Source organism: Mycobacterium sp. (genome assembly GCF_049647605.1).
Taxonomy (GTDB): Bacteria; Actinomycetota; Actinomycetes; order Mycobacteriales; family Mycobacteriaceae; genus Mycobacterium.
The window spans coordinates 1-12,660 of the sequence record NZ_JBARXZ010000082.1 but is presented as its reverse complement, the minus strand read 5'-3'; the positions used below and the strand labels follow the sequence as shown (position 1 = coordinate 12,660).

10 protein-coding genes and 2 pseudogenes are annotated in these 12,660 nt (G+C 62.8%); 4 read left to right on the top strand and 8 right to left on the bottom strand.

Going from position 1 to position 12,660, the window contains the following annotated elements; genetic code table 11:
• Positions 1-82 precede the first annotated feature (82 nt).
• Together WBB07_RS10370 and WBB07_RS10365 are read left to right on the top strand one after the other, a co-directional pair.
• Positions 83-1,300 carry a Glu/Leu/Phe/Val family dehydrogenase gene (locus tag WBB07_RS10370; protein ID WP_526307297.1) on the top strand — a complete coding sequence of 406 codons (1,218 nt, stop codon included), beginning with the start codon at positions 83-85 and terminating at the stop codon, positions 1,298-1,300.
• Complete coding sequence (locus WBB07_RS10365) at positions 1,297-2,940, top strand: thiamine pyrophosphate-binding protein (protein WP_526307295.1); 1,644 nt, start codon at positions 1,297-1,299, stop codon at positions 2,938-2,940. The genes WBB07_RS10370 and WBB07_RS10365 overlap by 4 nt, the downstream gene beginning before the upstream one ends.
• A 20-nt stretch (positions 2,941-2,960) precedes the next feature.
• On the opposite strand, the gene WBB07_RS10360 is transcribed toward WBB07_RS10365, so the two are convergent.
• The gene (locus tag WBB07_RS10360; RefSeq protein WP_526307293.1) at positions 2,961-3,827 is read right to left on the bottom strand and encodes an EamA family transporter; all 867 of its coding nucleotides are present in this window, start codon (positions 3,825-3,827) and stop codon (positions 2,961-2,963) included.
• 75 nt (positions 3,828-3,902) lie between these two features.
• Between WBB07_RS10360 and WBB07_RS10355 the strand changes: the two are divergent.
• Together WBB07_RS10355 and WBB07_RS10350 are read left to right on the top strand one after the other, a co-directional pair.
• Positions 3,903-4,037, top strand: a pseudogene (locus WBB07_RS10355) (LysR family transcriptional regulator); the annotation flags it as partial.
• A gap of 96 nt (positions 4,038-4,133) precedes the next feature.
• Positions 4,134-4,823, top strand: coding sequence for a LysR substrate-binding domain-containing protein (locus tag WBB07_RS10350; protein ID WP_526307327.1), 690 nt, complete (start codon positions 4,134-4,136; stop codon positions 4,821-4,823).
• Here WBB07_RS10350 and WBB07_RS10345 read toward each other — a convergent pair.
• From WBB07_RS10345 to WBB07_RS10315, 7 genes and pseudogenes are all read right to left on the bottom strand, one after another.
• Entirely contained in the window at positions 4,820-6,046 is a 1,227-nt protein-coding gene (locus tag WBB07_RS10345) for a M20 metallopeptidase family protein (protein WP_526307291.1), read from the bottom strand. The genes WBB07_RS10350 and WBB07_RS10345 overlap by 4 nt on opposite strands.
• Positions 6,043-7,434, bottom strand: coding sequence for an FAD-binding oxidoreductase (locus tag WBB07_RS10340; RefSeq protein ID WP_526307289.1), 1,392 nt, complete (start codon positions 7,432-7,434; stop codon positions 6,043-6,045). Before WBB07_RS10340 ends, WBB07_RS10345 begins: the two co-directional genes overlap by 4 nt.
• Positions 7,434-8,201: an amino acid ABC transporter ATP-binding protein gene (locus WBB07_RS10335; protein ID WP_526307287.1), complete on the bottom strand. Its 768-nt coding sequence runs from the start codon at positions 8,199-8,201 to the stop codon at positions 7,434-7,436. Before WBB07_RS10335 ends, WBB07_RS10340 begins: the two co-directional genes overlap by 1 nt.
• Positions 8,198-9,025: an amino acid ABC transporter permease gene (locus tag WBB07_RS10330; RefSeq protein ID WP_526307286.1), complete on the bottom strand. Its 828-nt coding sequence runs from the start codon at positions 9,023-9,025 to the stop codon at positions 8,198-8,200. The genes WBB07_RS10335 and WBB07_RS10330 overlap by 4 nt, the downstream gene beginning before the upstream one ends.
• 107 nt (positions 9,026-9,132) lie before the next feature.
• Positions 9,133-10,050 (bottom strand): ABC transporter substrate-binding protein, encoded by a 918-nt coding sequence (locus tag WBB07_RS10325; RefSeq protein WP_526307284.1) that lies wholly within the window; start codon positions 10,048-10,050, stop codon positions 9,133-9,135.
• A gap of 514 nt (positions 10,051-10,564) precedes the next feature.
• Positions 10,565-10,792: pseudogene (locus WBB07_RS10320) on the bottom strand (IS630 family transposase); the annotation flags it as partial.
• A gap of 4 nt (positions 10,793-10,796) precedes the next feature.
• On the bottom strand, positions 10,797-12,113 hold the full coding sequence (locus tag WBB07_RS10315; protein ID WP_526307282.1) for an HNH endonuclease signature motif containing protein: 1,317 nt from the start codon (positions 12,111-12,113) through the stop codon (positions 10,797-10,799).
• Positions 12,114-12,660: the final 547 nt, after the last annotated feature.

The following is a 12,660-nucleotide window of genomic DNA, read 5'->3' as shown; positions in this document are numbered from 1 at the left end:
AATCACCTACCAGGCATTATGTTTGCCGTGAGCCTGCGCCAGTCATCGGGCGGCGCGCTCGCGTTTTCAAAGGAACGCCTTCATGTCACTCAATCATCAAACGGCGCAGCGTTCGCCTGCCCTCCTCGAGCTCACCTGGACCGATCCCGTCACCGGCTGCCACGGCTATGTGGTGTTGGACTCCTTGGTACGCGGCTTGGCATGCGGTGGTTTGCGTATGCGCAGAGGCTGCACCCTCCAAGAACTTCGCGACCTCGGCCATGCCATGACCTTGAAAGAAGCCATTCACACCGGTGACGGGGATCAACGTTATATCCCGGTCGGTGGCGCTAAGGGGGGAATCGACTTCGATCCCGAATCACCGGACGCACCAGCTGTTCTGGATCGCTTCATCAAGACGATGACCCCACTGGTGACCACTACGTGGATCACCGGCGACGATCTGGGCATCAATCTGGCGTGGATCGACGGCGCCCTGCAACGGGCTGGACTGAGTTCGCCGTTCGATGCCGCGTTGCCCTACGTTGGGCAAGATGCCGCATCGGTGTCCGAACGAGTCAACTCGGCTTCCACAGTCGACGTCGACGGTCTCGAACTGGCCGATGTCGTCGGCGGTTACGGCGTGGCCGTGTCGATCCTGCGCACACTTGCCTATCAAGGACGAGATCCCGGCACCGTCACCGCGGCAATCCAAGGCTTCGGGAACATGGGCGGGGCCACGGCGCGGTATCTCACCAAGGCCGGTGTGCGGGTTATCGGTGTCAGCGACGTGGATGGCCTACTGGTCGACAAGAATGGTCTCGACGTCGAAGCGCTCCTTGCGAGCCGAAGCCAGACCGGAAGGATGTCGCGGACGGACCTTCCGGACACCACGGAGCAGCGGCACCGGGACGACTGGCTCGAACTGCCGGTGGATGTTCTCGTGCCTGCCGCAACTCCCTACGTCATCAATGCCGACACCGTATCGCGAGTGCGCGCCACCATTATTGCCGAGGCGGCTAACGCTCCCACTACCCAAGACGCTGAGAACACCTTGGTGGCACGCGACGTCATCGTGCTGCCCGATTTCCTCGCCAACTCGGCCACGAACGCGTGGTGGTGGTGGATCACCTACCAAGACATCCCATCCAGCGCCGTAGCCTCCTTTGAGCGCATCGACCGGAGCATTGGCACACTCACCGAACAGGCCCTAGCCGACGCGAAGAACGCCGGCATCTCAGTACGCGCCGCCGCCACGGCCATCGCCGTGGACAAGCTGTCCGAGCTGCGGGCGCAGAACCCGGAATGGTGGTTGAAATGAGCAAGATATCCGAGGAATGGCCCCAGCGATTGCGCGGTGGCCAGCTGGTCATCGACAGCTTCGCGGCACTGGGGGCGGACGTAATCTTTGGTGAGCCCGGCCAACACGCGCTGCCGATGTGGGAAGGGCTGCGCAACAGCACGGTCCGCTACGTCGGCCTGAGGACGGAACTGGACGCTGCCTTCGCCGCCGATGGCTACGCGCGGGTCGCCGGCAAGCCGGCGCCGCTGCTGTTATCCACAGGACCGGGAGCACTGATCTCGTTGGCAGGCCTGATGGAAGCCGCCAACAGCGCGGTGCCGATCGTGGCTGTGCTTGCACAAATCCCGTCAGACGGTCTCGGCGGTCGCCGGAAGGGCTTCGTCCATGAACTGGACGATCAACTTGCGTCGTTTTCCCCGATCGTGAAGCGCACCTATCCGGTCCGGCATGCCAGCGTCATTCCCGATGTGCTGGCCGAGGCGTATCGGCTCGCTCATACGGCGCCACACGGCCCCGTGGTGGTAGAGATCCCGGTGGATGTTCTCGCCGATGAGGTGAACCTGCCCGCGCCACTGCGTCTCGACGGCCTGCCCGCCGGCGGCCCCCCGGTACGTGAGGACGTGGCCGAGCGGGTCTCTACGCTATTGCAGAACGCATCCTCGGTGGTGATGATCGCCGGCGGGGGACTGGTCCGCAGCGGAGCGTTCGACGAGTTCGCTCTACTGGCGACGACATTGAATGCCAATGTCGTCACCACGCATACCGGCCGCGGCAGTTTCCCCGAGGACCACCCGCTGTTCGCGGGTGCCACCGGCGACGACGCCGCCGTCAACGAACTCATCGGGGCGGCCGAAGTCGTGTTGTGCTTCGGATCCAAGATCGGTGAAGAGACCAGCGGGCACTTCTCTCTCAAGATCTCCGGAACTCTGATCCAGGTCGATCCGGAACCACGCAACATCGGTACCAATTACGCCGCGATTCCGTTTGTGGCCGATGCCAAAGAGGCGCTCCACGCCCTGCTGGACCGTGTGGGTACTCCATCGGGAAGTGGCCGCGCTGAAAGCAACGCGGTCGCCGCGAAGGATCGTATCCAGAGCGACCTGATCCGACAGGGACGCGGTGCCGAACTCGCTGTGATGGACGTCATCCGGAAGGCATGGCCGGAAGAAGCCGTGACAGCTTGGGACATGACCATCCTCGGATACTGGTCTACACAGTATTTTCCGGTGCTGAATCCGCGGACATACATCTATCCGCACGGCTCCGGGTCGCTGGGTTATGCAATGCCGGCTGCGATCGGCGCGGCGGCAGCACAACCGTCCAGCCCGGTACTGGCGGTGGTCGGCGATGGTGGCTCGATGTATGGGTTGTCAACGCTGGCCGTCGCCAAGCAGTACAACCTGCAGGTCCGCTTCCTGATCTCGAACAACAATGCCTACGGGGTGCTACGGGAATACCAGATGGAAGACTTCGGCGTCACTCATGGCGTTGAACTTGAACAGCCGGACTTCGCAGCTCTGTGCACGGCGTTCGGAGTCCCGGTGAGAACGGCCACCCCTGACACACTCGGCGAGCAACTGGACTGGGCCCTTCAGCAGGACGGGCCGGCTGCCGTGGTTCTTGCCGCCACGCCGGTGATGTTCCAGCCGACGGCCTAGATCGCCTTGCGCTGAGATTGCTACGCGTGCTGTGGTTCGGGGGTGTCCGGTCTCCGTGCACCACTGAGCAGCACGGCGATGCTGGCCGCGAGCACACAGCACATTCCCGACACCGCATGCCAGGTTGGCACCTGCCCCAGGAGGACCGCTCCGAAAACGAACGACAATGCCGGCTCCAAACTGAGCATGACACCGAACGCGGCAGTCGTCATGCGGCGTAGCGCCAAGAGTTCGAGAACATAAGTCGCTAACGGGAACAAGAGGGCCAGCCCGAGGCCTATCAGAATCGCCGACGCGGTGACGCGGCCGAATGCCACTGGACCGAGCGCCAAGGTCCCGATGACTGCCGCAACGGGCATCGAGACGGACAACGCGCGCAACCCGCTGACACCATCGCCGACTCGCTGAACCACGAAGATATAGCTGCCGAAGCACACCGCCGCGCCGAGTGCGAACGCGACACCGGTGATTGAAACGCTTCCAGCCCAAGGTTGCGTCATCAAAACGACGCCGAGGCCGGCGAGTAGCGGCCAAGCGAGCCGCGGGCGTCTGTCGTTGACCACAGCCACCGTCAGGGGCCCCAGAAACTGCAAGGCACTTGCGGTCCCCAGCGGGAGACGTTGTAAGGCTTCCATGAACAGGAAGGTGTTTGCGGCGTTGATGATTCCCAAGAGCACGCACATCGCGAACAAGTTGCGGGAGAAAGCGTCTCCGCTGGGCCTGGCGACGGTGAAGACCAGGACACCTGCCCATGCGAGGCGTATCCATGCGGTCGCCGTGGCTCCGATCTGATCGATGAGGTTTGCCGAAAGTGCATAGCCCAGCTGAACGCACAACATTGCCGCGATCGTCAGCGAAGCTCCGGAACGCGCAAATTGCCTAGCCATGAACGGAATTGAACGCGACTTAGGCCGCTGCGTCCACGTGACAAACCTGGACACATCAGGCGGGAATCCTGAACAATGGGGTTTGTGGACCTTCGACGGTTGGAGTTGCTGGTCGCGCTGGCGCGGTTGGGTTCGATGCGTGCGGTCGCGGAAGCACACGGTCTGACAACGAGCACGGTGTCGCAGCAATTGGCCGCGCTCACACGCGATGTCGGAGTTTCGGTAATGGAGCGCGACGGCCGTCGCGTTCGACTCACGCCCGCGGGGCAGCAGCTTGTCGGCCACGCTGTGAACATCCTCGCAGCAGTGGAAGCTGCTCGGCAAGGTCTCAGCGCCTCGACCGAGCCCGCCGGTACGTTGCGAGTGGGTGGGTTTACGGCGGGCATCAGGGTGTCGTTGCTGCCCATCCTTCATGAGCTTGCCGCATCGACCTCCGCCGTCGAGGCCGTCGTCAACGAGTATGCGCCCGACCAATCGCTGAAGTTGCTGCTAGAGGACCAGATTGATCTGGCATTGACCTACGATTTCGGTTTGTCGCCCGCAACCCTGCCGGCGAGTCTCGAGTGCACCCCGATCTGGACCACGGTGTGGGGGTTGGGCGTGCCCGGTCAGGGCCTCGAGGGCCAAGCGGACCTCTGTGCATTCGCTGATCAAGCGTGGATCGTGAACTCCGGGAGCGCAGCCGACGAGAACGTCGTCCGCGTGTTGGCTTCCATCTTCGGTTTCACGCCCAAGATTGTCCATCGGATCGAAACTCTGGAACTGGCGGATGATTTCGTCAGAGCCGGGCACGGTGTGGCTCTCCTGCCGATGGCTCGACCAACCCGTGATGGCGTTCGGATGTTGGCGATCAAGGATCCCGAGGTGACATTCACTGCCTATGCAGTGTGGCGTAAGGGCAGGGGAGGATGGTCGCCGCTGCGGGTCGTCCTCGACCGGTTGCTGCCCGCTCAAGGCTTGGTTCCGAGGCTGAGTCATTGGCCCCGTAGCGCCTAGTCCGCGATTCTGCCACAAGCCAGGCGACGAAGAGCGAGCTCAGTCAGCAGTGCCGCACCGTCAGCAAGCCAGCGGTCATCGAAGCGTGAAGTCGCGGCATGAAGGTCCGAACCCTGAGTGTAGTCCTCAAAAACACTGGTGCCCAAGAACATATAGCATCCCGGGACCGCATTGAGGAAAAGTGAGAAGTCCTCAGCGGCGAGCTGCGGGTGCGGCATCGTGAACCATCGCTTCGGTCCGAAGACCTCGGTGACTGTGTCCTGCACGAACCGTTGCTCGGTGGCGTCGTTGACGGTCGGCGGCAGGTCGCGCAGGTAGCGCACCTCGGCTTGCACCCCGTGAGCTGCTGCGATGTGTTGGCACAGGCGGGTTGCGTCGTGTTCGACCTTCGCGCGGGCAATGGTAGAGACGGTTCGGACCGTGGCGTCGAACCGGGCGCTTTCTGGTATGACGTTTTCCCTCGATCCGCCCTCGATGCAACCTACCGTGATCACCACAGGGTCGAAGACGTTGAACTGCCGAGTGACCATCCCCTGCAGTGCAACAACGATTTCGCAGAGCACATGTACAGGGTCCTTGGCGAGGTGTGGTTGGGAACCGTGGCCACCCACACCCACAACGCGCACCGTGAGCTTGTCTGAAGAGGCCATCAGCGTTCCCGGCCGACTTGCAATCCGTCCAGCCGGAATGTAGCTGGAATGGACATGCAAGCCGTAGGCGGCGTCGGGGGTACGTCCGGCAGCTTCGAGCGCGCCCTCTGCGATCATCATGGCGGCTCCGCCTCCGGCCTCTTCACCAGGCTGGAAGACGAACTGGACGTCGCCGGCGAGCTGATCACGCCGAGCGCATAGAAGACGCGCCGCTCCAACCACGGCCGCCACGTGAAGATCGTGACCGCAGGCGTGCATGGCGCCGTTGGAGCTGCTGAACGGTTCGCCTGAGGCCTCGGCGATCGGCAACGCGTCCATGTCGCCGCGTAGCAAGACGAGCGGTCCCGGCATGTCGCCCCGCAGGACGGCCGTGACCGAAGTGAGCCCCGTCCCGAGGGTGATCTCCAATGGCAGCCCGCGAAGTGCTTCCAAGATTTTGGCCTGGGTCCGCGGCAGGTCGAGGCCGAGCTCGGGTTCCGCATGGATAGCCCGGCGCAGCGCTATCAGCTCCTCGCTGAGTGTGAAATCGTCTTCCCTGACAGTAGCGAATCGCGTTGCCGCCGGGTCTTTCACAGGCCGCGACCGGGGTTGAGGATTCCGCGGGGATCGAGTGCGAACTTGATCGCCCGGTTCGCGCGCATCTCTTGAGGACCGAGTTGATAGGTGAGCCACCTTCGTTTGAATTCCCCGACACCGTGTTCGCCGGTGATGGTGCCACCGAGACTGACCGCTTCCCGGCACACGGCCTCGGCAGCGGCATAGGCTCTGTTGTGTTCGTCCCTATCATTGGGGTCGAATACGATGCAGGGGTGCATGTTTCCGTCGCCGGCGTGGCCGACGGTCGCGATCCGGACATTGTGGGTGGTTGCGATGACATCGATAGCACGGAGCAGATCGCCCAGCCGTGACGGGCTGACGCCCACGTCCTCGACGATATTCGCACCGAGAGCCTCGACCGCGACGTGTGCGAGGCGACGGGCGGACCACAGCATGTCACCTTCGTCGGGGTCGGCGCTGCGGACCGTTTCCACGGCGCCTGCCTCGTTGAACAGCCGCTCGACGAGCGCGCTGTCATTCGCAGCGCCGGCGCCGTCGAGTTGACAGAGCAGCAGTATCTCAGCGTCGCGGTTCAGCCCGTGACTCCGGTAGTTCTCGATGGCGTTGGTGGTGGCCTTGTCGAGCAGTTCCAGCATGCTTGGGGTGACCGGTGAGCGAGAGACCGCTGTGATGGCGTTGGTTGCCTGGTCTATAGTCGCGAACTGGGCCACAACAGTGGCCGGCGGGTGGGTGGATGCCGGCGTCAGCCGCACCGTGGCGGAGGTGATGACGCCCAGCGTTCCCTCCGATCCGATGAACAGTCCGGTCAAGTCGTAGCCGGCGACGTCCTTGACCGTTCGCCCGCCCGTGTGGAGCACGGTGCCGTCGGCCAAGACGACTTCGAGCCCTAGTACCGCTTGCCGGGTCACTCCGTATTTCACGCAGCGCAGGCCCCCCGCGTTGGTGGCGATGTTTCCGCCGATTGTCGAGATGTCGTAGCTTCCCGGGTCGGGGGCGTAGTACAGCCCGAACGGCGCAGCCGCTCGGCTCAAGTCGGCGTTGATCACCCCAGGGCCGACCGTGGCGAGCCGATCGTCCGCGTCGATCTCGATGTGCGTGAGTTCTGTCAGTGAGAGCACGATGCAGTTGTCTAGTGCGGTCGCGCCGCCTGCGAGCCCGGTGCCGGCCGCGCGCGGAACGACGGGTACTGCGTGGCGGTGAGCCCATTCGAGGGTTCGGCTCACGTCTGTTGTCGAACCGGCCATCACAACGGCTGCTGGCATACCCGGGTCCACCAGGGTGCACATGTCGCGGCGGTAGGACTCCATGGCGTCAGCCGCACGGATCACCTGACCATCGATGACGGCGATCGTCAGCTCGTCGAGCGCGGCCGCCTCCACGGGTGCGGCCGTATGTTGGGGCATCAACGAACTTTCGACAGGAACGACCGGGTGCGTTCGTGCTGCGGACTGTCGAGCAGTTCGACCGGCGTGCCGCGCTCCACGACCAGGCCGTCATCCATGAACACCATCGAATCGGCTACCTCGCGGCCAAACCCGATCTCGTGCGTGACCACGATCATTGTTATGCCGCTGGCCGCAAGGTTTTTCATGACGTCGAGCACTTCGTCGACGAGTTCGGGATCTAGAGCTGACGTCGGCTCGTCGAAAAGCATCAGCCGCGGCTCCATCGCCAACGCGCGCGCGATCGCCACCCGCTGTTGCTGCCCACCTGAGAGCTGAGACGGGTAGTGCTGTTGCCGATCTGCAAGTCCCACAAGGTCAAGCAATTCGTCGGCTCGCTCGTAGGCCTGTTTCTTCGCTACTCCCTTGACGGCGACGGGTCCTTCGGCGACGTTTTGCAGGGCTGTCTTGTGGGGAAAGAGGTTGAAGCGTTGAAACACCATCCCGATATCGGCGCGTCGCGAACAGAGCTCGCGTTCCCGCAGCTCCTGAAGAGCACCACTCTTGTGGCGGCGGTAGCCGACCAGTTGGCCGGCTACATCGATTTCACCACCGTCGATCTTTTCGAGGTGGTTGATGCAACGCAAGAAGGTCGACTTGCCGGAGCCCGAAGGGCCGATTATGCAAACAACCTCGCCGGCCGCGACCTCCAGGTCGACGCCTTTGAGGACCTCGTTGCTCCCGAATGACTTACGGACACCAGTTGCTCGAACCAGGGGTTGCGTCATGCTGTACTCGCTTTCTTGCGGGGCGACTTACGCCGCGGCGTCGTCGAAGAGTTGCCCCCAAACCCGCGGCCGTAGTAGCGCTCGAGAGACCGTTGCCCGATCGACAGGATCGTGGTCACGATGAGGTACCAGATACTTGCCACCAGGAGCAACGGAATCACCTGGTAGTTCGCCTGATAGACGACCTGAACCGAGTAGAGGAGTTCGGGAAGCGAGATGACACTGACCAGCGACGTCAGCTTCAGCATTGAAATGGTCTCGTTGCCGACCGGAGGCACAATGACCCGCATCGCCTGCGGTAGAACGATTCTGCGTAACACCTTCAGCTGCGACATCCCCAACGCCTGGGCCGCCTCGGTCTGTCCACGGTCGACGGCGAGTAGGCCACCGCGGATGATCTCGGAAAGGTAGGCCGCTTCGTTGAGTCCGAGCGCGAGGATGGCCGCGAGAAACGGGGTAATCAGGTCATTCGAACTGGCTGAGACGAACGTGGGCCCGAACGGGATACCCAATGACACGGTGGGAAACAGTGCTGCGAGGTTGTACCAGAACACGATCTGGACCAGCAAAGGGGTGCCTCGAAAGAACCACACATATGACGTCGCCGCGCCGGAGACAAGAGGATTCTGGGAGAGATTCATGACCGCAAGCAGCACACCCAGTACGATTCCGATCGCCATGGCAATCACCGTGAGTTGAAGCGTGCGTACCAAACCAATCAGGACGTTCTGGCTGGTGAAGTACTGCCATACGATGTCCCATTGGAAGTTTGGGTTGGTGACGATTGTGTTGATTGCGCCGATCGCTGCGATGGCGATCAGCACGACGGCGATCCACCGTCCTGGCCGTCGTACGGGCATTACCGTCGGCGACGCGGATAGGGGTCGAGTCGGTTCCGCCGTGTGCTTGCTGGTCGGTGCGGACGCCGACATCACTGGCCGCCGTTGATGGTTGCGGTGGGGATGGCGCCCGATTCCAAGTTCCACTTCTTCAGAATTTCGGCGTAGGTCCCGTCGTCGATGATCCTCTGCACTGCACCCTGGACGGCGTCGATCAGCTCCGTTTTGTCTTTGACGACGGCGATGCCGACGGGGGTCCTGTTCAACTCCTCGCCCACGATCTCGTACTTGTCAGGCGCCTGCGTCATGACATAGGCGTTGACGACCGACTGGGCGTAGACAGCGTCGACGCGGCCGGATGACAGTGCCAGATTGGCGGCGTCGTTGGTCTGGAACGTCGACAGGTCGATTGGCGGCGCACCGGAGGAGATGCAGTCGGCTTGTCGCTTCTCAGCGTCGATGAGTTGAGTTGTGCCGGCTTGGACTCCGAGGGGGCGTCCACACAACGTCAAGAAATCGCCGATGTCCTTCGGATTGCCCTTCGGTACCAAGACATTCGAACCGGTCGAGAAGTAGTCGACGAAGGTGAGGACGTCGCGACGCTCGGGGATGTCGGAGATCGCCGTGATCGTCATGTCGAATCGATCGGCCTCGAGGGAGGTCAGGATCGATGGGAAGGCCAGGTTGGTGAACTCGATGTCTACACCGAGTACCTGTGCGACGGCCCTTCCGATGTCGAGGTCGAGTCCGATAATGGTTTTGCCGTCGGTGTCGAAGTACTCCATCGGGGGATACGTCGCATCCAGCGGCACGGTGATGACACCCGCCTCGCGAATATTGGCCGGCAGCTTGGCATTCAGCGCAGGATCCGCCTCAGCCACAGGCAGCCCGGAGGAAGCTGAGTCGGCAGTGTCGGCGTTGCCGCAGGCCACCATTGTGAGGCTCGTGAGTGCGACTGCTAGCAGGGCGGCTGCGCGCCCCAAGGGTGTGCGGGCGGACATGGTGTCCATCAATCTCCTCGGATTCGGCTCAACAGTGACCGGTCGGCGTGCTATTGGAAGGTTCTGCATGAAGATTCCGCCCCGGAGTCTTCGCTGACGACGACCAGGTGGACCGCAGGAACCCGTCCGGTATGCAAATTGCTAACAGGTTTCAGTTAGCAATATGGCGCAACTCACCGTGGCTGTCAACGGGTAGGCGTGAACACGGCCATGCCGGAAGCTCGGCCGCAGGCTCAGCTGCCGCTCTGACAGCCCAGCGCCGGGAACGTTTGCGGCCGCCCGCGCAGTCCCAGGGGCCTGGATCAGCGAACTGTTTGACACCGATGTTCGCTACAGCGGGGCCAGCATCAGCTACCAGACCGCATCCCTGTTCGGTGCCGGCATGGCACCTTCAATCGGCGTCGCACGTCTTCACGAGTCACACTCGTCGTGGTCCGTGGGCATACACATCATGGCAATGTGCATGATCATGCGCATTGCGAGGTTGTCTATCCGCGACACCCGTGGCGGCGATGCCCTGCTGTCCTGAGTTGTTAATTCTGGTGCAGTAGTTGGCGATGCTAGCGAGGGTTTGGTCGGCGGTCTTGGTGCAGAAGTAGGGGCGCGGTTTGGCGTTCCAGTTGTGGATCCTGTTGCGGTGTCGGTGGTTGAGTTGCCGGACCGAGGTGTGGGTGCGGCGGCGCAGCTTCATGGTGGTCAGCAATTTCTTGGTGGTCGCGACGGACCAACGGTCGACGAGATTGAGCCAGGATCACCTAGCTAGCTGGTGGTGGTTGTGGTTGGAATGGTTGGTACCACCACCAGTTGGCGCGTTCGCCGGTGGGGCCGGGACAGGGTGCAACGTTGGGTGGGGGTCTGGTCGGTGGCCGGGCCAAGGAACCGGATTCAAGCTTTCGGCCCGACGCATCGGTGACCACCAGGTGTTCGGCGGGTCCGGTCAGACTGATGCCGCCGCGGTGATGCAGCCGGTGGTGGAACGGACACACCAGTACCAGATTCGATAATTCGGTGGGGCCGCCGTCTTCCCAATGCTGCAGGTGATGGGCATGCAACCCGCGGGTGGCCCCACAGCCGGGGACCACACAGCAGCGATCCCGATACTCGAGGGCGCGGCGCAGCCGACGGCTGATGGTGCGGGTTTCCCGTCCGGCTCCGATGGGTTGGCCGGCGCGTTCGAACCACACTTCGCAGGTGGCATCACAGGTCAAATACTGCCGGTCCTCGTCGGTGAGCACGGGACCCAGATGCAAGGCCCCGATCCGTTTCTCGACATCAAGATGCACGACGACGGTAGTGCGCTGCCCATGAGGTCGAGCAGCCACATCGGTGTCCCAGCCCGCCTGGATGAGGCTGATGAACCCATCCACCGGGTTCGGGAACGGCGGGGTGGTCTCAGACGGCCCGTCAGGATGGTTGCGTTTCCACTCGGCTACAAGTGCGTCCTGGTGGGACGCCAGGGCGGCGTCGAAGGTGGCCGCTTCATCGTGGGGCAAAGTGATATGCCAGGTCGTGGAATCCTCATCACAGGTCTTACTGATCGACCGCGCCGGTTCCGGGCAAGGTTCAGGTACGGCGTCAGGTTGCGGTGTGGGTTCGGCGTCGGGTCCGGGTTCGGCTGCAGGGTCGGGTTCGGCGTCAAGTTGGGGGCGGGGTTCTAGTTTGAGGGCGGTGCGTAATTGGTTGACGGTGGCACTGACCGCCAGTTCGGCGTAGTGGGCATCCGAGCCGGTCGCGGCGTGTTCGGCGATGACACCAACTTGGTCCAGGGATACCCGACCTTCCCTCATGCCGGCCGTACAGCGGGGGAACTCCTCGCGCCGCCGCGCCACGGTAGTCAGTGTTTTGGCGTGGGCGGGAGACACCCCGAGCTTCCAGGCCACCAACCCCGCCACCGTCCGGGCTCCGGTGCCACCCCACAGTCCATCGCGGTCGATCTCGGCGATGATGTCCACAATCTGGCCATCGAGCGCATTGCGCTGTCCGGTCAACTCCGCCAACTCATCGAACAACACCTCCAACCGATCACCGGGACGATTCCCAGCGTCAGCCAAAGATGTTGCAGCGGAGGACATAACCCCATCAAAGCAGACGGGTACGACAAAAACACACCCCAAACTAGCAGTCGGTGCCGGCCGTCGTCACGGGCGCTTCGTGCGGGATCGGCGAGGCGACTGCCGAGAGGTCACCTGAGCTGGGAGCCAAAGTCGCCCATCTTGCGCATTGTGGGACTGCCTCACCGAGATCGCCATTCTTTCTACCGCGCAGTCTATTTGACCGACCTAGCCATGGGCGAGACAGAGATGCGCCCGGGATTTGGTTGCAGGTGCGCCGGACCGATATGGCATTCGCATCGCCCGCTCGACATTGCGGGGCGTCCGCGCGCCGGGCTGCAATGGTGACCTCAGCATCAAGTTGCATCCGAATTATACAGTGGCACAACCACGTTAAACCGGACACACCCGAATGAAACCGCATCAACAACCCGATCGACGGGTAGTAGGTGGCTCATCATGGGTAGAGCAAACGAGACTGCGATCGCCAACCGCGTCGAAGGCGCCACCTGTTACACCATTCTGGTGCACCGCCGACGCCCAAGCGCTCGCCTGGACACCCCAGGCG

Coding starts and splice junctions, on each gene's coding strand:
- WBB07_RS10370 (WP_526307297.1), top strand. CDS start 83: ATGTCACTCAATCATCAAACGGCGCAGCGTTCGCCTGCCCTCCTCGAG.
- WBB07_RS10365 (WP_526307295.1), top strand. CDS start 1,297: ATGAGCAAGATATCCGAGGAATGGCCCCAGCGATTGCGCGGTGGCCAG.
- WBB07_RS10360 (WP_526307293.1), bottom strand. CDS start 3,827: ATGGCTAGGCAATTTGCGCGTTCCGGAGCTTCGCTGACGATCGCGGCA.
- WBB07_RS10340 (WP_526307289.1), bottom strand. CDS start 7,434: ATGCCCCAACATACGGCCGCACCCGTGGAGGCGGCCGCGCTCGACGAG.
- WBB07_RS10335 (WP_526307287.1), bottom strand. CDS start 8,201: ATGACGCAACCCCTGGTTCGAGCAACTGGTGTCCGTAAGTCATTCGGG.
- WBB07_RS10325 (WP_526307284.1), bottom strand. CDS start 10,050: ATGGACACCATGTCCGCCCGCACACCCTTGGGGCGCGCAGCCGCCCTG.
- WBB07_RS10315 (WP_526307282.1), bottom strand. CDS start 12,113: ATGTCCTCCGCTGCAACATCTTTGGCTGACGCTGGGAATCGTCCCGGT.